This is a genomic window from Arthrobacter sp. GW822-FHT05G07 (genome assembly GCF_058799755.1).
The window spans coordinates 187,420-208,256 of record NZ_JBXALT010000007.1; the positions used below are offsets into that span (position 1 = coordinate 187,420).

Here is a 20,837-nt window from a genome sequence, read left to right on the forward strand (position 1 = left end):
GGGGTCGCTCCTTGCTGGGGGATGGAACGGCGTCTGTTGACGGTTGCTGTCAGTGCAGGGGTTTGCTAGGCGAACCTTTCGGCGAAGCCAGGACGCTGGTGAGCTCCTTAGGTGTGGGCATCGGTTCCACGAGGTCCTCTCCCGGCCCCCGGTACCTTGCGGCACCAATCACCACGCGGAGCAGGGCCAGGTCCAAGGCGACCCAGGCCAGCGTGATCAGGGTTGGATAGAGCGGCGCTTCCCCGGATGACACCCGGGCAACGCCGATGAGCGAGGACACAACGAGCAACCCCATCGCCGCCACTTGGAGCCTGACGTGCTGGAATCCGCGTCCTGTGGCCTGCTTACTCTTGGCTGTCACGGAGAAGGTGAGGTGCCTGCCCAGGAAGACCGCGGCCGCACCTGAACACGTGGCCGCGATCCAGGTGGGAAACAGCGCGAAGGACCACTGCTGGCCGCGCCACAGCCCCTTCGACCCGTTACCTGCAACTTGGAAGAGCAGCTGGCACGAAATGAAGAAGGGAAGAAAAAGGCAGAAGAACACCACAGGACTGGCAGTCAGCGGGTAGGTACCGGCCACCAGGAAAACCACCGGCGCTGCGATGTAGCTCAGCGCGGCGAAGCCATTCAAGTAGCTCGTCATGGTGCCCAGGTACATGAGGCGCTGGGCCAACGTGAGACCCCGAAGGAACAGAGGATTGTCGTTGAAAAACACCTGCATGGTGCCCGCCGCCCAGCGATGCCGCTGCGAGAGCATGGTGGACACGTCCTCCGGGGCAAGCCCATGGACCAGGACCTCGTGGTGGTAGATGCTGCCCCATCCCATCGCGTGGAGGTGCATGGCCGTTGCCATGTCCTCGGTGATGGTGGTGGTATCCATGGGATGGATCGCCAAAGCCTGGTCCGTATGTGCAACATCCACGGATTCCAGGACGGCGTCCAGTTCCGGCACAACGTCATCCATCGCATCCGGGACTGCCAAAGCGGCGGCATGGAAGGCCACACGGAGCTCGAAAGTGATCTCGGCCAGGACCTCGCCCCTACGCACTTGGTGCTCAGCACGCGCCACCGCCTCCAAAGCACTTTCCACCACGGGCATGGCGGCGGGATGGCGCCTGCCCAATTCGCTGTGAAGGTCCTGCAGCCGCGACCGACCCCTGCGCAAAGCACGCCACGTCTGCTCCGTGGCTGTCCGCGTGTAGCGGGTCAAACCAAGAGCCATGAGGGCTTCCCTGCGAAGCACAGCGTTCGAACCGCAGAAGAACGCTGCGTCCCACCCGTCCTTGCCCTGCTGGATCGGGCCATAGAAAAGTTCCGCTTGGCTTCCCAACGGGTCCCGGTCCGGAACATTCCAAAAGTGTTGCGGCGTCTGGACGAAAGCCACTTCCTCGGCATCGAAATAGCCCAGAACGCGGTCCAGGAAACGCGGTTCAGGAACCTGGTCCGCGTCAAAAATGGCCACGAACTCGCCGGTGGTCATGGACAGGGCGTTGTTGACGTTTCCTGCTTTCGCGAACCGTTGCCGGCCATCCCACTCAGGACCGCGGGTGATGTATCCGACGCCGATCTGCCGGGCTGCGCTCGCAAACTCGGCGCGGTCGCCGTCGTCGAGTATCCACGTTTCGTGGGGGTACTCCATGTCCCTGGCCGCTATGGCCGTTTTGAGTACCAGGTCCAGCGGCTCGTTGTAGGTGGCGATGAATACGTCCACCGACCTGCCCGGCAGGGCAGGCGGGGGAGGCGGACGTCGTCGTGCGTTCCACATGGTGACCGCATACAGCGCCGACTCGCCCAGGCTGTAGGTCTCCGCGGCCACCAGGGGCAGCGAAATCCACCAGGCGTCCCAGGCGACGGTGCTCGACCAGCGCCAACTGATGTAGATCAATCCGAAGGAAACCACCAGAACTGCAAGGATCCTTACCAGTATTTGTCTGTAAATGCCCATCTTTAGCCTCCGGTAACTGCTGGGGAAAAGGCCAAGGCGCGTCAGCATGTCCAACGCCCCTCAGGGCGAAGTTTGGGAGGACACGGCTGACGCGCCTGGAGCTGCATCGTCGATGCTCAAGGGAAGGAATTCGGCTGCGAACGGAATGTCCTTTTGCCAACAAACTTGAAGGAATTCTTTTCAAGCTAATTGGTTCCTGATTCCACCATCTCCCGCCGATATTTCGTCCTCGTTACGGAATTGAAAAGTAAAACCGCGTTGATTATTTCCTGGCTGTGACGTTTTGCGTGTCGCGTCGAAAAAGCTTGCGCGTCACCGGGATGGCCCTACAGAGTGGCACCATGAAGCGAAGACTCATGCCCCTGACGATGCTCGTCGCAGGCCTGACCATCGCAGCTACCCTCATAGCCCCGGAGCCTTCTGCACTTGCAGCCGCTGGCATGCCCGCCCCCGGAAAACTGGTCTGGAGCGATGAATTCAACGGCCCCGCCGGCACGGCGCCTGACCCCTGGAAATGGACTCACGACACGGGAGGATCCGGATGGGGCAACGGCGAACTGCAGTACTACACCAGCAGCACCAGCAATGCCGCAGCTGATGGCCAGGGAAACATGGCCATCACCGCCCGAAAGGAAAACCCTGCTGGATATCAGTGCCACTACGGGCCGTGCCAGTACACATCCGCCCGGCTGATAAGTGCTGGAAAGTTCAGCCGGACACAAGGCCGGTTCGAAGCCCGGCTCAAAGTGCCCAAGGGGCAAGGCATGTGGCCCGCCTTCTGGATGCTCGGAGACAACGTTTTCGCCCAGGGCTGGCCCGCCAGCGGTGAGCTGGACGTCATGGAAAACGTTGGCAAGGAACCCGGAACGGTGTGGGGAAGCATCCACGGACCCGGCTATTCGGGGGCAAACGCCTCCAACGCCAGTTACACACTGCCCGGCGGTAAGGCCTTGGGGGATGCTTTCCACACATTCACCGTGGACTGGGGACCCGATTCCATCACCTGGTACATCGACGGAATTTCCTACTCACAAAAGACCAAAGCCACAACGTCCGGACCGTGGGTCTTCGACCACGATTTCTTCCTCCTGTTGAACCTTGCCGTGGGCGGCTACTGGCCGGGAGCGCCGAACTCGGGCACCCAATTCCCGCAGTCGTTGCTGGTTGACTACGTCCGCGTGTACGAGCTTGCCTCAGGGCCGGCGAGGCCCGTTTCGCCAGCCAGCACGCGCATCCAAGGCTATGCCGGAAAGTGCATTGATGTGGCCGGTCGGCAGGCTGCTGACGGGGCCCCACTGCACCTGTGGGATTGCGACACAGCGGCATCAGAGCAGTGGACCTTCGCTGCCAACGGCACCATCCGCTCGCTGGGCAAGTGCATGGACGTGGCGTGGGGTTCAACGGCCAACGGTGCACCAGTCCAGCTCACCAGCTGCAATGGCAACCCGGCGCAGCAATTCGTCCTGAACAATGCCGGGGATCTGGTGAACCCGCAGGCCAACAAATGCGTGGACGTAGTTGACTGGAATTCATCCAACGGTGCGAGGCTGCAGTTGTGGGATTGCGCCGGTACCACCAACCAAAAGTGGTGGCGGATGGCGTAATAAAAACGTCCGACGGCGGCGCGCAGCTTTGCGGGGTCCGGCGGCTATTGCTGGGGCGGCTGGGGAGCTTCCTGGAGTAGCGGGCCGGGCTGGCAAGTGCGCGCAGCCGTCGCGGCGGTTGTTGGCCGGACCTGGCCGGCTTTCATGTGGCTGGGTCCGGCCGGTGGTTGGCGTTCTTGATTAAGGCGCCGGCTGGCAGCGTGGGCAGAAGTAGATGTCCCGCTCCTCGGTGCCGTCCGGTCCTGCAAGCAAGCCGCGGCGTACAGTGGTGCCGCAGCGCCTGCAGGGCTGGCGTTCCCGGCCATATACCCAATACCCGGGCCGCATGGCGCGCGGTCCCAGGGTGGTCCTCCGCCCGGGGCCCAGGTTTTCGCCGAGTAGCCGTTTGGCGTCGTTGACTGTCTTGGCGAGGTCGGGGACTTCGCCTACCGGCAGGGCAGGGTGAATCCCGGACAGGAAGCATGCCTCGCATCGGTAGATATTGCCGATGCCCGCAAGCTTCCGCTGGTCCAGCAACGCGAATCCCACGGTGACGTCCGGTTCAGCGCGAAGCCTGCGCAACGCTTCTTCCTCGTCCCAGTCGGGCCCGAGCAAGTCCGGCCCGAGGTGCCCTACTATCTTGTCTTCCTCGGCTGTGGGCACCACTTCCAGGATGCCCAACGAGAATCCGACCGCGTCTGCGGAGTCCGTACGGAGCACACACCGTGCGGTGTGGCCGGGTTTGGTCCAGCGACCACCCGGCGGGTAGATCATCCAGTTCCCTTCCATTTTGAGGTGGGAGTGGATGGTCAGGGCCCGGGGCTTCCTGCTGGCGCCTGGTTCTTCATCAACGGGGCCGGCCAGGCGCATGAGCAGGTGTTTGCCCTTGGGAACAACTTCGGTCATGGTCCAGCCAGACAGGTTCAGGGTGGCGAACCGGGGCACCCGAAAGTCGGAGGACGTGATGACCTTCCCAGCCAATGCCTCGTTCAGTCGCGTCGCAGCCCGCCATATGGAATCGCCTTCAGGCACGGATTCGTAGTCCCTTCGGAGTGGAGTACGCCCCCGCTGCCGCGAGGGCAACGGCGATCGGAGTGCCCAGGAGATCGTGGCCGTTGACTTTCTCCATGAAGAGCTTGTCCACGGCACCGCGGCGCACCACGTCCACCAACGCCTGGGCCGCAACTGTCAGCACGGCGTCGTCCTGGCTGAAGGTGAGCAGCGTCTTGCCGCCGCGTTCCACGTAGAGGACCAACGCGCCGTCGACCATCACCACCAGCGCTCCGGCCTTGCGCCCCGGACGGTGACCGGAACCGGCGTCGACAGACAGCGCGGGCCAAGGAAGAGCAGCGCCGTAGGGGTTGGCGGGGTCGGTCGCGGCGAGTGCAAGGGCGGCTGGTTCGGCCTTGGAAATGCGGGCATCCTCCGTGAAGGACCTGAGCCGGTCCACCGTGGCGGGGACGGCGAACTGGGCTGCCCCCAAATGCTCGATGAAGTAACCGCGGCGGCAACGCCCGGCTTCTTCCAAGCGGGCCAGCACTTTGTACATGAGCCCGAAACCGCCGATGATGTTCTCTGCCATGACCGAACCGCGAGTTACCACGCCGTAGCGGTCCAACAGGAGCTCAGCCGTGCCGCGTGCGTGGATGGTCGGGTCCAGTTCCGGGGCGGGAAGAGCGGACCATCGACCCACTGCCGACGGCGGTGCAGGCGCAATTCCGCCTGATACCGAGCCGTAGCGACCCCCCGCTAGTCCGGGGGAGCCGAGCAGGCCCGTCCCATGGGAACGGCCGAGCCTGCTCATGCGCGGGGCCCGGGCCCTGGGCGCCTTGGCTACTTGCCGGTGCGCGGTTTTCCCTCCGGCGATCATGGCTCTCACGGGTGCAAAGGTATCGCCCGTTACGCGGCCGGCCCAGACGAGGTCCCAGAGCGCGGAGACCACGGCGTCGTCGCTCAAGACTGCATCCATGCCGCCGGCAACGTCCGTGAGTTGCCGGAAGAAGTAGCCACCGCCCGCACTGAAATGTTCCAGGAGACGCTGTTGGGCATCGCCGGGTTCGAACTCGGGGTCGGGGTTGAGCGTCAGCTCAGCGGAATCGGCTACGTGCAGGCTGATCCAGCCATCGTTTCCGGGCAGCGAGCCTGCGCCGGACCAGAGGAGCTCGCCGGCCGCCATGAGTTCGTCCAGCATGGCCGGCTTGTAGTCCGCCACCCTGCTCGCCAGTACCAAGGGTTCCCACGCGGATGCCGGGATGGGTACTCCGGATAGTTGGTCCACGGCTGTGATGATGCCGTCCAACCCCCGCAATGCCTGGCTTCGAGACTTGCCCGGCGCGGTCACGTTCTGCCAGGCAGGCAGGAACCGGCCGTAGGCGGCGGTGTCCACTGGCTCCACTTCGGCCCGCAGCGCAGCGAGCGAGCGACGCCGCAGTTTCCGGAGGACTTCGGCATCGCACCACTCGCTGGACGGTGGGGCGTCAATGGTCATGAGCTCTGCGTCGGGTGCGTCCGCAGGCTGCTCCGCGACGGCGTGCGGACGGAATTCGCCTTCCACCACGCGACCGTCGCCAGCCAACCGCTTCAAGGCGGTGTTGACTACCGCGACGCCAAGCCCCAGCCGCGCCGCAGCTTCAGCAGCAGTGAAGGGGCCATGGGTGCGCGCGTACCGGGAAACGAGGTCGCCCAGGGGATCGTGGACTGGCTCAATGAAAGCAAGCGGTACGCCCATGGGCAACGGAACACCGATTGCGTCACGCAGCCGCGCCGCGTCCTCAACTGCGGCAAAGCGCTCGACGCCGCCGATGGTTACCTTGAGTGCGCGGTTGGCTTTCTGCAATGCCGCAAGGTGGGATCCGGCGTCGACGACGCTGCCATGTGGCGCAGCCGCCGGGGCTTCGTCGAAGTGGTCCGCGCCTTCAACCTCGGCCTGTTCCACGCCTTGGAGCCGCTGGGCCACTTCTTCAACGCTCAGGGGGCCCAGCAGCCGCAGCAGATCCGCGACGCCTTCCATTCCTCGAACGCGTCGGTCCGGGGCGAGGCGCTGCAGCTCCAACTCAGTTGAGTCGATAACCGCGGCATCCAGGAGCTCGCGCAGTTCCACGCGGCCCAGGAGCTCATTGAGGAGCGTGGAGTCCAAGGCGAGGGCAGCGGCCCGGCGTTCGGCCAAGGGGGAGTCGCCCTCGTAGAGGAACTGGGCCACGTACCCGAACAACAGGGACTTCGCGAAAGGGGAGGGTTGCTGAGTGGTGGTCTCCACGATCCTGAGCTCCCTGCGCTCCACAGAAGCGGCAATGTCTTTCAGGGCGGGCAGATCATAAACATCCTGCAAGCATTCCCGCACTGTTTCGAGCACGATGGGGAACGAAGGATACTTCCGGGCGACATCCAGCAACTGGGCAGAGCGCTGGCGTTGCTGCCATAGCGGCTGACGCTTGGCCGGATTCTGTCGTGGAAGAAGCAATGCACGGGCGGCACATTCGCGGAACCGGGAAGCGAACAGTGCGCTGCCGCCTACTTCTGCGGTGACGATTTGCTCGAGTTCCTCGGGGTCGAAGAGAAAGAGCTCAGCGCCGGGCGGCTCATCTTCCATCATGGGCACGCGCAGCACGATGCCGTCGTCTGCTGCCATGGCGGATCCATCGAGGCCGTAGCGCTGTTGAAGGCGTTGGCCTACTGCAAGAGCCCACGGGGCGTGAACGGGCATGCCGAAAGGACTGTGGAGGACTACCCGCCAATCGCCGAGTTCGTCGTGGAAGCGCTCCACCACCAAGGTTCGGTCGCTCGGGACAATCTCCGTGGCTTCCTTTTGCTCCCTGAGGTACTGGATCAGGTTGCTTGCGGCGAAGGCATCCAATCCGCTGGCCTGGCAACGTTCCATGGCCGGGGCTTCGTCTGCGGCCGAGAGTTCCCGGATGAAGGCACCCAGCGCGCGGCCCAGGTCTACGGGCCTTCCAAGGGAATCGCCCTTCCAGAAGGGAAGCTTGCCGGGTTGGCCGAAAGCGGGGGAGACCAGCACGCGGTCGTGGGTGATGTCCTCGATCTTCCAACTGGTGGCACCGAGCGCGAAGACATCTCCCACCCGGGATTCGTAGACCATCTCTTCGTCCAGCTCGCCAACGCGGCGTCCACCCTTGGCGGCACGCGCCGAAGCGGTGGGTTCACTGCCGTCCGCGTTGGCGGGGGAAGCTGAGCCCTCAACTTCCGTACCGATGATGTACACGCCGAAGAGTCCACGGTCCGGGATGGTGCCACCGGATGTGACGGCCAGGCGCTGGGCTCCGGGCCTGCCCTCGATGGTTCCGGCGTGCCGGTCCCAGATGATGCGGGGCCTGAGCTCGGCGAACTCATCCGAAGGGTATCTGCCGGCGAGAAGGTCCAGCGTGGCCTCAAATGCAGAGCGCGGCAGGCTCGCGAAAGGCGCAGACCGCCGCACCGTACTGAACCAGTCCTCAACGTCTATGCTGCCCAAGGCGGTTGCCGCCACCGTTTGCTGGGCCAGGATGTCCAACGGGTTGGCTGGGATGCTCAGGCGCTCAATCTGCCCACTCAGCATGCGTTCCACCGTGACGCTGGTGTGGAGGAGGTCCGCGCGGTGCTTAGGGAAGAGCACGCCCTCGGAGATCTCACCCACTTGGTGCCCTGCACGCCCCACGCGCTGCAGGCCACTGGCCACCGATGGGGGAGACTCCACCTGGACCACCAAGTCCACAGCACCCATATCGATGCCGAGTTCCAGCGACGATGTTGCCACCACGCAGCGGAGCCTGCCGGACTTGAGGTCGTCCTCGATCATGGCGCGCTGGTCTTTGGACACCGAGCCGTGGTGTGCGCGGGCCAGCACAGGATCGGCGCCCGTAGTGCTTCCGGCCTGCGCCATCATGTGCGCCGGGGTTGCCGTGGAGGCCGGGATTCCCGGGTTGGATTGGAGGGCCGCCCCGGGAGCAGCCCACTCGCTGCCGCCTACCGCCATCAACTGGCGCTCGGCGTAGATCTCGTTGAGGCGGGCTGTCAGGCGTTCTGCCAAGCGGCGGGAGTTGGCGAACACGATGGTGGATTGTTTGGACAAGACCAAGTCCACAATCTGCTCCTCCACGTGCGGCCAGATGGACGCCTGTGGCTGCAACCCCGACGCCGGCCCGGAGTCGAACGCTCCGGCAGCGCCCTGCAGATCGGACATGTCCTCCACAGGTACGGTGACCGTGAGGTTCCAATTCTTCTTGGACGGCGGAGCGACGATCTCTACGGGGGCTTGGCCGGCCAGGAACTGCGCCACCAGCTCACGCGGCTGAACGGTTGCCGAGAGCCCGATGCGCTGCGCAGGCTTCGGAAGCAGGGCATCCAGGCGTTCCAAAGAAACGGCCAAGTGTGCGCCACGTTTGGTGCCGGCTACAGCGTGCACTTCATCGATGATGATGGTGTCCACTTCGCTGAGCGTTTCCCGGGCACGGGAGGTCAGCATGAGGAACAGGGATTCCGGCGTTGTGATGAGGATATCCGGCGGGTTGGTCAACAGCGTGCGGCGATCCGCCGCCGTCGTATCTCCTGAACGTACGCCGACTGTCACCAGTGGTGCGGGGAGTCCCAACCGCTTGGCAGTTTGGGTGATGCCGATCAGGGGTGCGCGGAGGTTCCGCTCCACATCCACACCCAGCGCCTTCAGCGGCGAGATGTAGAGGACGCGGGTCTTGGTTTTAGGCCGCTTTGCCCGACCCTTGCCATTGGCTGGGACAGTCTCAAGACCTGGCAGCGTGTCAGTGGGCTTGGAATGCAGGCGATCGAGCGCCCACAGGAAAGCCGCAAGGGTTTTGCCGGAACCTGTTGGCGCCACTACCAGGGCATGGGAGCCCGAGGAGATCGCGTTCCATGCGCCATCCTGCGCGGGTGTGGGCTCGGAAAAAGCGCCGAGGAACCATTCCCTGGTTGCCTGGCTGAAACGGCTGATAGCGCCATCCGACGCTTTCGGCTCCTGCATTCCTCCATCATGCCTCACGGCTCCGACAGAATAAGCCGGAGCCGTGGGGAGACGGTCAGACTGCCTGGAAAGCGGTGATGGTCAGGAGCTTGATGCCGGCGTTGCTGCACGCATCGTGGGGCTCCGGGATGAACAGTGAGGCCGTGTCGTTCGGCGGGTAGATGCGGAAACCGGCGGCGGCCACCTTGGTGCAGTCGCCGTAGTTGCCGGCTTGCGTGTACCGGATTTCGGCCCACGCCGACTTCCCCGGAGCCAGTTCGATTTTGGTGACCGGGGTTGTGGTTTCCCGGGTTGCCGGTTCGCCGATCGGTTCACCGTTGGCGTCGGCAGTCAAGGAGACTCCTGCGAAGCCCTCCAAGATGCAGGGGGCGCTGCCGGAGTTGGTCAGGATCAACTTCTCATAGATGCTGCCCGCCGCGCCGCCGCCGGTCGCATCGGTTGCAGCGGTGAGGGACGCTGCTTTGCACAGCCCCGGTGCTGCTGGTGCCGCGGACGTTGCTGTCGCTGAGGGTGACGGCGTGGCCGTGGCCGTCGCAGAAGGCGGGCTTGACGTCGCCGAGGCCGACGGAGTCGAGGAAGTTGGCGTCGAAGAGGTTGGCGGGGCACTGCTGCTTCCCGACGGGCTGGGGCTTGGCCCGCAGGCAGCAAGAAGTAGCAGCGCAGCGGCTGCCGTCGTCGTCACAAGTCCGGTTTTGATGCGCTGAGTCCACATGGGCACCAGCCTTGCCCCGGCCCTGATCCGAGTCAATTCAGCCACGGTCAGGAGCGCGGATTGGCGCCCGGATTGTGATCTTCCGGGCGCCAACCCGCTGTCAACTACTTGGTGTCGGCTTTGGCCACGGCCGGCTTGGCGGAGCGGCTGCGGAAGAACGCAGCGCCGCCCAGGCCCAAGCCAGCGATGCCTGCGATCAGGCCGGCCCAGCTTCGCGCCTGCGAGCCGTCGTCAGTTACAGCGGCGGCCTGCTCAGTGGAGACGGCTTCTGCAGCGTGGTGGTCGCCTGCGGCATCGGCCGCCGTGATGGTGACCGACGGTGCCGGAGCCTTGAGATCGTGCGGATCCTGGCCCTCCTTGGCGATCTCGGACCAGTCTGTCTGGCCCGTCTCGCAGGTCTGCAGCGTGGGGAAGTAGATGGTCTTGCCGGCTGCGTCCGGCAGTTTGACCGACAAAACAAGGGCGTCGCGCAGGTGCGGATCCAACGGCGCCTTGGCCGTGTAAACGATCTGGCTTGTCCGCTTGGTGATGGTGGTGCCGTCATCCAGTTTCTTGGGCTCAGCGAGCGTCTCCGTGACCTTTTCCACGGTCCAGTTGGGGTTGACCGTGGGCTGGGCGTCGTTCAGTTCCTCAGGGAGTGAAATGGCCACTTTGGTGGTGCCGGACGTGTCGCAACCGTGGGGGATTCCAAAGGTCACCAGCGCGTACGAGTTAGCTGCGGTCTTGTTGGGGTCGGCGCCGACGTGGGCGGATGCTCCGGCCAGACCGGCCATCATCAGGGCAGCGGTTCCACCGGCAACGGCGGTAGCGGACAGGGTGCGACGAATCGAGGATTTCATGGGATGTGCCTTTCGGGGGCGCCAGATGAAGCGGCGCGGGGGTACGGGTTTGAGGCCCGTCACCATGCAAAGGCTGTGCTGTTGCAGCGCGTGGTTTGTTGTGCGCAGAAGGTGCCGGGCGGAACTAAGGAAGTACGACGACGGCGGGCGGGCCGCGGCGGCTGTCTTGCCTAAGGTTCCGCCAAGGGCGGGGGATAAAGACGTTGGGTGTGCCGACCGCGACAGGCGAGGCGCCGGCGTCGGGCCTGAACACCAAAGTTGGCAGGGCGAGCAGCGGCCGCAGCCAGGCGGCGAGTTGCCACAGGGCATCCTCACCCTTGGCCAGGACGACGGCAGAAGCGATGGTGGCGAGCACGTGGCCCACAAACATCATGGTGCCGAAGGCTGTGCCGAGTTCATGAGTGTGCGTCGCCGCTACGTCCAGCCCGGAGCTCAACGGTTCAGCGCCGAGGTGGTGATTTGTCCCCTGCACGTTGGCCGTGATCGGGCTCAAGGCCGTGAAGGCTTCGTGGAGTGCCAACTGTCCCGCGCCCAAGAGCCCCGCCATGGTGAAAAGGTTCAGCTTGAACCGGGTGGCAAGTGTGGCAGCCAGGGCCGTCAGCGCAACGAGCGCCAGCAGGACCGGTGCTGTGGGGAGTTCTCCGCCGCCTATGATGTGGGCCCCTGCAGCAAGGAGAACCACCACAATCGAGACGGCGCCCGACCGCAACGCATGAAAGGGTGCCCGGGACTGCGATGTGCGCACGGGTCCTCCCTCATCTGGCTGTTTGATTGATCGGCGTCTTGATTCTATCGGGAGTTCGGGGCGGGGCTGGCCTCGGATGGGTGCGTACGTGCACGTTCCTGCGTTCCTCCCCAGTTACCTCCGGCTTTCCGGTGCTCGCCATGCCCGGACTCCTGGAATTCCGCGGTACGCCTGGGGCGAGGGTGGAGGCAACCGGGAAGGAACGTAGGCCTAGCGCTGGGCCCATCGAGCGAAGGTTGGTTTCGGTGGCTCCGGAACGTTTGTTGAGCCCGCGGGTGAACGTCGACGGCGGAGCTCAAGTTTCAGGCTTTCCTCACCGCGTGCCATGGCCCAGTGATGGTTGGCAGAGAACGCCGGTTTGAGGAGCCAGCTCAGGCGGCGAAGCAAGGGCTTGGCTGCGCTGACCCGCCAGTCGTAGGTGATAACAACCTCGGGCCCGTCGGTCTCGAAAGTCCAGCGGCCTGTGCCGTAGAGGTCCCCTTCAGCGGTGAGCGCGAAGCCGTCGAGGGTCACCGGTTCGGTAATGGTGAGCCGCCACCGCAAGGTGTACGGGAGCCAGCCCTTGGTGTGAAGGTCGAAGGTCGCGCCCACGCCATCGGGTCCGCCTTGCGCTACGGGCGTCACCGTGAGGTAGACAGCGGGCCACCACTGTTTGAGGGCCGCGGCGTTGCCCAGGATGTTAACGACTTCCTCGCGTGTGCCCGCCACACGCCACGCGGTGACGAATGCGTAGTCGGTGCTTTTGGCTTTTCGCTGGGCCATTGTTGCCTCCGCGGTCCGTGTCGGTTCCGAGGGTGTCTTACGGCATCCGGGAACAATCTACGCCTGCCAACGCCGAAGGGTTAGATCTCGGCATTTTCAAACCTCGAAAGTGCCAAGATCCCGCCCCTCGCTGCGCCACCCGCGCTGGGCTAGTCTTGGCGCATGAGCGACGCGAAAGAAGAACATCCCTTGCTCTGTTCGTCCTGCGGCTCGGATTCCATCTTCGGCCCCCTACATCTGTATCCGGAGACGGTATGGGAAAGGGCGAGGTATTGGTCGCGACGCCGGGGTCCGCCAAAGTCTTCGGGAAAGGTGCGGAGTGTGCCACTGAGGGCATTCGCCTGCCGCCAGTTTGGCAACGTTCAGCTCATCGCCGCGGACTCTGAAGCCCTCTTCGAGCACTGGTCAGTTGAGCGGGGCGAGGAATAGTCGCTGTGGTGGAGGGTTCTCCACACGATGGCCAGCCGACGAAAACAGCTCTGCTATGCGCGCCGGACACTCCCTAGCCCCAGGGCAGTGCGCTGGCCACCAGGCCCGTTGATACCGTTTGACCAATCCGGGCAAAGAAATGGCCCCGCATCCCTCATAAACAAAGGGAAGCAGGGCCTTTCTCATTGGCGGTGACGGTGGGATTTGAACCCATTTCATCATCCCCGCAGTTTCGCGGAAAATCCTCAAAAGCCCTGATTTTCCAGCTAAACGGGGGACTTTTGGTCACACTCTCCAACAGTAGAAAACACCACTTCACAGCGATTCCTTTGCCAATTATTTGCCAAGGAACCGATCCGGTCGGGCCAGGTCGAGCCTGCTGGCCACGGTGTCCAGGTCCGTCCTTGAACAGATGTGGGGGGCGGAATCGGGTGACGCGTTCAGGACCGAGCCGGGCGGCCCCTCGTTCTCCCTTTTTGCCAGCCCGGGATCGCGGCGTCAAGTTGGGCTGCCTTTTCAGAGGAGAGGGTGTCTTCCCTTAGCTTCTGCCTTAGACCGTAGATCCACACTCCGAGGGTGTGTTCCTGTTCGGTGTCGTATTCGCGGTGGCGGGGCCAGTCGTTGCCCTCGGCGCGGTACCGCACAAGCTCTGCCAGCCGCGTGTGCCAGCGGGCTTCGTCGGCAGCTGTCCTAGCGTTGGTGTCCCAGCCGGCGATCCGGGCCAGTCCGTACCGGTAGGAGGGATGAAGTGTCCCGGCGGCTGCCTCCCTGCGACGCTGCCTGATCCAGGCTTCCATGGAACGCTCTGCCTGGTCAGTGGCGCGGCCGCGCGGAAGCCGGCCCGCGCCGGCGACCCAGGCGATGACTTCCTCCATCCGCGCCACAGCGGCCGGGGACAATGCCGCCCCGGCGGCGATGTGCGCTGCTTCAAGCTCGGGGTCCTGGCGGCGCGCAATGCCCAGGTGGTAGCCCACGGTCGCCGGCGCGGCGCGCACCACAGCGGCGATGCGGTCCCGGCCCGGGCTGAGACGGTACATCAGCACCCACTCGGCATACGGGGCCTTTCGCAGCAGTCCATCCATGATGGGGCTCATCCTGCCACGAGGTTCACCGTCGAAAAAGTGATCCGGGCGTATGTCGCGGGATGGGGGAGTGACTGGTTTCCGCTGCGCTCCAACCAGTTATCGGTGGTCCGCTGGCGCGGTCGGCTGTTGGGCATTTTTAGTTGGCCAGCGGACTAAACGCAAATTCTGGGAATCCAATAGCCACTGACCGGAGTCAGGAGAAGAAGGGGGCAAACTTCTGTGGTCGCTAGACCACAGTCACAGCTCCGTGCCGGTTTACTAAGTAAATCGTTATACCGAGGCGGACTAGGGCCGGCTGAATGGTGCTCAAAGCCCGGCGATGCAACAAATTGTCGGGTAGAGCGATGCCAGCTCCATGCCCTTGCGAGACAGCTTGCAGAGCTTTGTAGGACGCCATTGCGACGTGGGTGGTCACTTGGCTGCTGTTGAATGTCAGACCAAATTTCCTCGACCCGGAGTTGGAACTGCCCTCTCCTTTGACCTCAACGACGAGCTTTCTGCCCTTTAGTTCAGCAGCAATGTCGTCTCCGCGAACCCGACCGATGGCCGGAGCCCAACTCGTGATCGTCCAACCTTCCTTCTCTAGGTGGCTGCGCACGGCCGAGGAGACCTCGTCCTCCGCCAGGATCTGATCCGAGTCCCGTCCCATCGGTTTCTGTCGCATGACACATCCTCTCAGCGCCTGTTCTGACGGCGCACGCTCGCCTCGCCGGATGGTTTAGTGGTCGGCAATGACAGTGCAGTCTGACCCTTCTAGCCACCTTGAGACCAGTAGGCTAGCTGGTGTTCGTCACTGTGAGCCGGGTGTGGATTAGTCGGTTGCGGCGACTAGTCGGCCTTGATCGCATTGATCTTAAGTAGTTCGACGCCCTTAGCTGGGCTGTCGGCATTACCCAGTTCATCTTCAACGAGGAACTGGAGTTTTACTCGCCCCTCAGTCCGGCCGGATTCGACTTTCCAGACCGGCCCATTGGGGGCGAGTCTGCCCATAGTCGCGCTCGTGGAGGCCCACCTAACGGTGAGCGATCCATCACTGATATTTTTGCTAGTAATGAGGTCGCCATAGCTGACCTCGTGCGGGCCAGTCCGCACTCCCTTCAGCGGTTGATCGCTGGCCGGGACATGGTAGAAATCCCATCGAGGATAGTTGTCCGGGTCTTTCCATGAAACCCTGAAGTCGATACCGGTCTGGTACCCCTGATCGGTCACGCGACCGCAGAAATGATAAGGATCATCGAGATCTTTGTCGGGGATCGTTGGGCCGTCGTGCTCTTTCATCGCTATCTGGTGCTTGGGCCCGGTGATGCGAATGTCCTTCATGGGGCCGCTGCCACTCAGGCCTGAGTAGTCCGTCAAGAGGAACCAATCGACCCCGTTCACCGGGGATGCGGGCGTGTAGGCGACGGTGAATGCTTCCGGTTTTGAATTTCGTCGTGATACTTCCGCGAGAGCTTCATTGCGTTCCTCGGCAAGGTTCAGGCTCCGCCGTCGCTCATCGGTGATCCGAAGGCCGCGAATCCATAGAACAGGCTTCTTCAGCCGTCGGATCATGCCGAGGATAAAACGCCGTGTGGCCCTTATCCCAAAAAGGACGAGCAGCAACACGATGATGCCGACCGGCGCCAGATCCTGCCAAAATCTCGGATTGGTTGGGCCTGAAATGGTTCCGGTCCAAATGGCGGCCAAGTAGACAAGGAATGGAGTGCTTACGCATGCACCTATGGCGCCCGCCAGGGAGTTCGAACCTAGATCGCTCTTTTTCTTATCTTGATCAGCCACTAAGAAATCCTAACGGTGCCTCACCCAGATCAGCGGTTCGATACAAATACTTAGCTTCCTATGTCCGGCCCGGGTTGCCCCGTGGCGAGGGAAGAGATGCCGCGCCCTGCTCGAAAGTTGCACGGTGGAACTGGTCCTCGGAGGAGCGGTCAAAAACGACGGTATGCGCCGACCGACTGGCGCCGTCCTGTGTGTTTACAGTTGATGGCGCCCGCGACCGAAACCGAAACTCAAGTCCTCATGTCGTTGAAGCCCTTGCACGGACCGAGACACCCGTCGCAGTTTAGGTTTCTGTGCTTCGCTGCGTGGCGAACTCGTGGGTCGTCGCCCATCGCTCCCAAGTCGATAGACTCCTCCGTCATCCGTGCCTGCGGGTAGCGCGGACGCGCGACCATCGATACTTCCTCGGCCCTCATATTGCGGGCGTTCGCGTAGGCCTCGGTCGGGTAAGCCTTCCCGATCTCGTGGTCGCACCGCGTTGCGCGGCAGATGGAACAATTTCCGTCGTCGTCTCGGAAGGCGGTCTTATCGTAAAATTCGGCCATGGTGTGGTCGCAGTCCTCGACCAGTCGCCCGCAGATCGAGCATTCGAAGTCGCTGATGAGCCCGGCGGACATTCCAACGCGCAGGTGGGAAATGTTGACGGAGCAGTTCGTCCAGAACTCATCGTCGTCCCGCAAAACGATGGGACAGCCAAACAGACCCCGGCGTATGAAAGCCGCCCGGTGGATCGCAGTGTGAGCTACCCCCGCCAATTCGTGATCCTCGAGGTAATTTAGTGCGGCTACGGCTGCGGCCTCGGAGCCTCGGATCATCGGCTCCACCGTGGCGAGCGTTTCCTTGTCAATCATCGCCGAGCAGGCGAGCCACTCGGAGCGCTTCTGCCGCTGGATTTCTCGACGAAGCGCATCGTCATCTGTTACTAACGGCGTGTGCATCGACGGAAAATCTTTAGCGTGCTCGCCGAGAGCCGCCAGCGCTGCAGCGTAGGACTCGTCGGCAGTTCGTAGTGACTCCCTGCCGTTTACGTCGAGATAGCGTTCGCGGTGCGGTCCACCCGATGGCGGTATAGGTCCCCACTGCATAATCACCGTTGTGAAACGACGGCCCCTAGGTCCTGTCACTTTGGCCACCGCCAGGCTGGTCGAGGGACTGCTGCTTGATTACTCGCAGAGCTTCGAGGACCTCGGCACCGCTGCCCTCGATCTCGACGTTCCGTGACGTGCTGGTTTCGGCGATGGAGACCTTTAGGGGCAGCTCCCGTACGCTCTCGTCGGTCCACCCCTGGGACTTTGCGCGATGGGTGAGGAACTGCTCGACCGTGAAAATGAGCCAATCACTGGTCATGTTCACGAGAGCAATGCCAAGCGCCCACATCTCGGGGTCAATACTGAACTCCTGAAGGTACTTTCGCGTACCCTCTGGAGTCGAAAACTCCACCGGGATACCAGCGGCGCGTGCGGCCTTTGGCAGGTATCGAACGTTGTCCGTGTAGCGCGGCATAGTGTCACCGTCGTCGTCCACCGGCTTCCTGGTGGGAATGATGTAGACCTTGTTCGGCTGCATGCTATCGGGGATTGCGCCGGGTAAAGGGCTCCATGCCCCCTCGGTAATTTTTGCTGTCATGCCACGGACGATACCGGTGGAAATGCAGTGATGCGAACTAGTTGGGTACGCGTTAGAGGAACCAATCCCATGCTTCGTCGAGCGGCGTCCATAAGAGACGCCCCTGGACGCGTTTCCCGTACCAAGCTGCACGTGTTGCATATCGGAAATCCGTTGAGGTGTGTTCCTTCCAAATCCACCCTGGACCGTAAGGCCCCATGCCATGGGGCTTGTCTGGAAATCCCCTGGCCTAGGGAAGGTGACCAACTGATGTGTCTGTGCCCCGCGTGCCAGTACGAGCGCCCCGACCACTTGGCCGTTCTCCTGTGAGTAGACCGCGTCTTGGTCCCTGCCGGATTTCATCCCACTAGGGACAAAGTACGCTTCATGAAGGTCGTATACGGCATGAAGAGCGAAATGTGCTTCGATTGCCGCAGCGTCGACGTCGTTACCTTTACATGCCTCTTATACTCGCGCGGAGGCCAGCTCGAGAGCTCGGAGGCTCAGCAGGTATGTGTTGCGGGTTTCTGGCACCTTCACAACATTACGGCGGCCGAATCCCGAAATTATGACAAGGAGGCCCCTGTAGCCGGCCAGTCCACCAACGCTGACTACGATTGGTGTCCATGGACCCAGAAGCTACCGAGGATGCAGCACTGCCCGCTTACCGTACGTACACCTCGATGTCGTTGGAGGGCGAAGCTGCTGTAGGACGGATCGCAATCTGGGCCGCATGGCTGGAACAGACACTTGCCCACTTTTGCTCGGCGCTCATAAATGGGCGGAGCGGGGTGGTCAGGGCTGCCTTGGGCCCTGGCTCCGGGGGACACGCTGCCGTTAGTTTTCGCCGTCCCATACCGCGGCCAGGAAATGTACCCGACGTTCCTTCTCGAACCCGCAACCGACAGCATGGACGTGCATCGCGTCAGGCCCGTTGTCGCGGAACTGGGAAAACTGGCGGACGAATACGGCTGGGACGGGACCGACGTCATCTTCTGGCTAGTTGCCCCAACGACCTGGTTCACCGACGGTGGCCTGCCCCGGGACCACCTTGATGAGCCGGGCCGTGTCTTAGCGGCGTTCGACGACGCCGCCGGAACCCGGTGGTGAGACCACCCGCAGCGCATCTTGCGTCTGCGCTTGCAGGGGGCGGCAGCAAGGAGCGGTCGTTTCGTGTTGTCTAAGCAGGCGGGTTTCTCAAGAGTCGGCAGGAAGTATGTAAACGAACCCCACTTGGGGCGAGTTTGAAGGACGGGACCACCATTCTGGTTCGGCTGGTCCTCCAACACGATCGACTGACCAGGGGACAACCAGTCGTCTCGATGGGTCATGACGACAGCGGTAGCCGTCTACTCCTACGAACCGTTCGGACGTAGCATCCGGCAAGTGATAGGAAGTTCTAGGAGATTATAGGGATTTTCGTATAACCCCCTAGAACTTCCTATAACTCGGTATAACTGAGTTCCTGACCTGCAGGAACCTGGGTCGAGGATCCCATACGGGCCCACGCCGTTCTCTCTCAGAGGCCGCGAGCTTCCGTCCGGTCCACGTTTGTGGAGTCTGTAATGACATAGATTCCTTGAACCTCTGACAGTGCAGCGCGCCAGTCGGCGTAGCGGGGATCTTCCACCATGTGGCGCGGTGAGCAGCACGCCACCGAACTCAGGGAACTGGACGTTGTCCCGGCCGGCGATCTCCACCACAGGCATTGTGCGGGGCGCTGGCGGAGGCGCCGCTTCGGCGGGAAGATCCTCTGACGGTCTTCACAGTCCTGTGCGGCATCTGTCAGCTCTATGACCGTTCGGCAAATTCAACAGGATCGGGAATGACGCCACCGGAGTGCCACCGGATGGCTTGGGCCACGCCGTCAGCCGTCCGGTGGACGGATGCCGCGATGCTCGAGGGCAGGCCTGACAAGGCCCCTTTTTGTCGCACGACGACAGCGTAGATCTCAGCCCAGGTTATCCACGCGACGCAGGTCGGGAGAGCGGTCCGTAGGCGTTCATATTCTTCAGCTGTCATACCGGCCAACTTGCAGAGGGCATCGAGGCCTACGGCAACGCCGGCGTCCACCTCATGAATGCCATTGCCGGCCAGCTTGATGGGTGGGGGGCTGGCCAAGATCAGTAAGAGCAAGGGGGCGCGTGCGCCGCTGTGGGCCTGCAGACACAAGAGCTCCCGGGGAAGTTGCTCGCGATTAAACGCCGCCCCCTTTTTGAAGCCCTTTGCTTCAACCAAGACCTGAACAGACGGTCCTGTCATCCAGACGTCCGGCTGCACATCTATTCCAACGGCAGGGAGCGGTAGGGAGCCCGGCAGCACGTCAACGTCACTGTGCTCAACCTTGGAGGCCGGAGTCAGCCGAGCGTCATCGGCGCCGTGGGCGCAACGCAAGATTTCCCCCAGGAACATGCCACGCGGGAGGTTGGACAGTCCTTGGAATACCTCCGCAGTGAGAGGGTTTTCCATGCCCCGACCGCCGTCTCGATAGAGCTTGACCTTGCGGCCTTCCCATGAGATCTCATGTAGCAGTCGGCTGATGACAGAGGGCTTGTGGCCGGGTTCCATCTCGCCACGGTACTGCTCCATCAGCTGTTGACCGGCAGTACCCGGCGGCCCGCGTTGTAACCCCGCTGGAATCCGTACATGTCGATGACCTTGGCCAGTGGCAGCGGTCGATCAGAGTAACCGCCACCAAAGCTGAGCGTTGTGTACTGCTCGCTAAGACGTGAGAGCTCTTCGCTGTGCCGCGCGTGGAATTCGCCCAAGAGTGTCAGGGAGCGGTCCTTGATGCTTGAGAACGCGGTCTTCTCTCCACGTCTATCCGCCATCGCCCCGAAGCCCCGGCGAAAGTAAGTGTCGAAAGAGGGCAGGCACCCCCAAACCCCCAGCATCACCTTACCCACAAGCGTCACACGCGCGACGCCGGGCGGCACGAGCTTCGGCCAGAGCTCTGCATAGGCGCCGATGATTTTGGCACGGACTGACGGGTCGAGGTAGCTGTCCGCATCAATCCCGCGCATGGTGGAATTGAGATTCTCAATCACACTTACGGCTTCCGCATAGTGGTGCATGTTCGTCTTGGCGAACAAGTAAGTGGATCCGCGCAGCATGCCCCAACTGGCCAGATAATACCCCAGTTGTAAGCAGCTCCGTTCAAGATCCTGAGTGGGCTCGGGATGGTCCTGGAAGTAGTTGTAGCAGTAGTCCCAACTTCGTGACCGGCTCATCATGCTTGGCTGCTCCGTCGGGGACACATCAAGGAAGTCCCGTACAACTTTGGTGATGTTACCCGGCTCCACTGTGCGCATTGGATGAGCCTACGACACGTCTGCGACAGGGGCGGGATGCGCCGTTGCCTGGTCTTACCCGTGGAAGACAT

General features: G+C 62.7%; 15 protein-coding genes. 2 read left to right on the forward strand and 13 right to left on the reverse strand.

All coding sequences use genetic code 11. From position 1 onward, the window contains the following. Window positions 1-49: 49 nt before the first annotated feature. Window positions 50-1,993, reverse strand: a complete 1,944-nt coding sequence (locus tag AC1RJY_RS13740; protein ID WP_498602524.1) for a glycosyltransferase — start codon at window positions 1,991-1,993, stop codon at window positions 50-52. Between the two features lie 293 nt (window positions 1,994-2,286). On the opposite strand from AC1RJY_RS13740, the gene AC1RJY_RS13745 reads away from it, so the two are divergent. After that, window positions 2,287-3,549, forward strand: a complete 1,263-nt coding sequence (locus AC1RJY_RS13745) for a ricin-type beta-trefoil lectin domain protein (RefSeq protein WP_498602525.1) — start codon at window positions 2,287-2,289, stop codon at window positions 3,547-3,549. A gap of 180 nt (window positions 3,550-3,729) precedes the next feature. Here the strand turns inward: AC1RJY_RS13745 and AC1RJY_RS13750 are convergent, their stop codons facing one another. The 10 genes from AC1RJY_RS13750 to AC1RJY_RS13795 form a co-directional block, all read right to left on the reverse strand. Then, window positions 3,730-4,560, reverse strand: coding sequence for a DNA-formamidopyrimidine glycosylase family protein (locus AC1RJY_RS13750; protein WP_011773528.1), 831 nt, complete (start codon window positions 4,558-4,560; stop codon window positions 3,730-3,732). Further along, on the reverse strand, window positions 4,553-9,499 hold the full coding sequence (locus AC1RJY_RS13755) for an ATP-dependent helicase (RefSeq protein WP_498602526.1): 4,947 nt from the start codon (window positions 9,497-9,499) through the stop codon (window positions 4,553-4,555). Before AC1RJY_RS13755 ends, AC1RJY_RS13750 begins: the two co-directional genes overlap by 8 nt. A 55-nt stretch (window positions 9,500-9,554) precedes the next feature. Continuing rightward, a complete protein-coding gene (locus AC1RJY_RS13760) occupies window positions 9,555-10,211 on the reverse strand; it encodes a DUF4232 domain-containing protein (RefSeq protein WP_498602586.1) in 657 nt (218 codons plus the stop codon). A 104-nt stretch (window positions 10,212-10,315) separates the two neighbouring features. Further along, entirely contained in the window at window positions 10,316-11,050 is a 735-nt protein-coding gene (locus tag AC1RJY_RS13765) for a YcnI family copper-binding membrane protein (protein WP_498602527.1), read from the reverse strand. 124 nt (window positions 11,051-11,174) lie between these two features. Continuing rightward, on the reverse strand, window positions 11,175-11,795 hold the full coding sequence (locus AC1RJY_RS13770) for a hypothetical protein (protein WP_498602528.1): 621 nt from the start codon (window positions 11,793-11,795) through the stop codon (window positions 11,175-11,177). A 210-nt stretch (window positions 11,796-12,005) separates the two neighbouring features. After that, window positions 12,006-12,557 (reverse strand): SRPBCC family protein, encoded by a 552-nt coding sequence (locus tag AC1RJY_RS13775; protein ID WP_498602529.1) that lies wholly within the window; start codon window positions 12,555-12,557, stop codon window positions 12,006-12,008. An 869-nt stretch (window positions 12,558-13,426) separates the two neighbouring features. Next, window positions 13,427-14,080 carry a helicase associated domain-containing protein gene (locus tag AC1RJY_RS13780; RefSeq protein ID WP_498602530.1) on the reverse strand — a complete coding sequence of 218 codons (654 nt, stop codon included), beginning with the start codon at window positions 14,078-14,080 and terminating at the stop codon, window positions 13,427-13,429. Between the two features lie 819 nt (window positions 14,081-14,899). Further along, entirely contained in the window at window positions 14,900-15,850 is a 951-nt protein-coding gene (locus tag AC1RJY_RS13785) for a hypothetical protein (protein WP_498602531.1), read from the reverse strand. Window positions 15,851-16,080: 230 nt separating this feature from the next. Beyond that, window positions 16,081-16,935: a hypothetical protein gene (locus AC1RJY_RS13790; RefSeq protein ID WP_498602532.1), complete on the reverse strand. Its 855-nt coding sequence runs from the start codon at window positions 16,933-16,935 to the stop codon at window positions 16,081-16,083. A 25-nt stretch (window positions 16,936-16,960) separates the two neighbouring features. Then, window positions 16,961-17,476 carry a hypothetical protein gene (locus AC1RJY_RS13795; protein ID WP_498602533.1) on the reverse strand — a complete coding sequence of 172 codons (516 nt, stop codon included), beginning with the start codon at window positions 17,474-17,476 and terminating at the stop codon, window positions 16,961-16,963. Window positions 17,477-18,232: 756 nt separating this feature from the next. Between AC1RJY_RS13795 and AC1RJY_RS13800 the strand changes: the two genes are divergently transcribed. Then, window positions 18,233-18,565 (forward strand): hypothetical protein, encoded by a 333-nt coding sequence (locus AC1RJY_RS13800; protein WP_498602534.1) that lies wholly within the window; start codon window positions 18,233-18,235, stop codon window positions 18,563-18,565. Window positions 18,566-19,246: 681 nt separating this feature from the next. Here the strand turns inward: AC1RJY_RS13800 and AC1RJY_RS13805 are convergent. Both AC1RJY_RS13805 and AC1RJY_RS13810 read right to left on the reverse strand, forming a co-directional pair. Next, entirely contained in the window at window positions 19,247-20,023 is a 777-nt protein-coding gene (locus AC1RJY_RS13805) for a hypothetical protein (protein WP_498602535.1), read from the reverse strand. A 20-nt stretch (window positions 20,024-20,043) separates the two neighbouring features. After that, the gene (locus tag AC1RJY_RS13810; protein WP_498602536.1) at window positions 20,044-20,766 is read right to left on the reverse strand and encodes a hypothetical protein; all 723 of its coding nucleotides are present in this window, start codon (window positions 20,764-20,766) and stop codon (window positions 20,044-20,046) included. Window positions 20,767-20,837: the final 71 nt, after the last annotated feature.

What these genes read in the sequence shown, in the direction of transcription:
- AC1RJY_RS13780 (WP_498602530.1), bottom strand. Translation starts at nt 14,080, where the DNA reads ATGAGCCCCATCATGGATGGACTGCTGCGAAAGGCCCCGTATGCCGAG.
- AC1RJY_RS13795 (WP_498602533.1), bottom strand. Translation starts at nt 17,476, where the DNA reads ATGACAGCAAAAATTACCGAGGGGGCATGGAGCCCTTTACCCGGCGCA.
- AC1RJY_RS13740 (WP_498602524.1), bottom strand. Translation starts at nt 1,993, where the DNA reads ATGCTGACGCGCCTTGGCCTTTTCCCCAGCAGTTACCGGAGGCTAAAG.
- AC1RJY_RS13760 (WP_498602586.1), bottom strand. Translation starts at nt 10,211, where the DNA reads ATGTGGACTCAGCGCATCAAAACCGGACTTGTGACGACGACGGCAGCC.
- AC1RJY_RS13755 (WP_498602526.1), bottom strand. Translation starts at nt 9,499, where the DNA reads ATGCAGGAGCCGAAAGCGTCGGATGGCGCTATCAGCCGTTTCAGCCAG.
- AC1RJY_RS13765 (WP_498602527.1), bottom strand. Translation starts at nt 11,050, where the DNA reads ATGAAATCCTCGATTCGTCGCACCCTGTCCGCTACCGCCGTTGCCGGT.
- AC1RJY_RS13745 (WP_498602525.1), top strand. Translation starts at nt 2,287, where the DNA reads ATGAAGCGAAGACTCATGCCCCTGACGATGCTCGTCGCAGGCCTGACC.
- AC1RJY_RS13775 (WP_498602529.1), bottom strand. Translation starts at nt 12,557, where the DNA reads ATGGCCCAGCGAAAAGCCAAAAGCACCGACTACGCATTCGTCACCGCG.
- AC1RJY_RS13790 (WP_498602532.1), bottom strand. Translation starts at nt 16,935, where the DNA reads ATGCAGTGGGGACCTATACCGCCATCGGGTGGACCGCACCGCGAACGC.
- AC1RJY_RS13800 (WP_498602534.1), top strand. Translation starts at nt 18,233, where the DNA reads ATGGGCGGAGCGGGGTGGTCAGGGCTGCCTTGGGCCCTGGCTCCGGGG.
- AC1RJY_RS13810 (WP_498602536.1), bottom strand. Translation starts at nt 20,766, where the DNA reads ATGCGCACAGTGGAGCCGGGTAACATCACCAAAGTTGTACGGGACTTC.
- AC1RJY_RS13805 (WP_498602535.1), bottom strand. Translation starts at nt 20,023, where the DNA reads ATGGAACCCGGCCACAAGCCCTCTGTCATCAGCCGACTGCTACATGAG.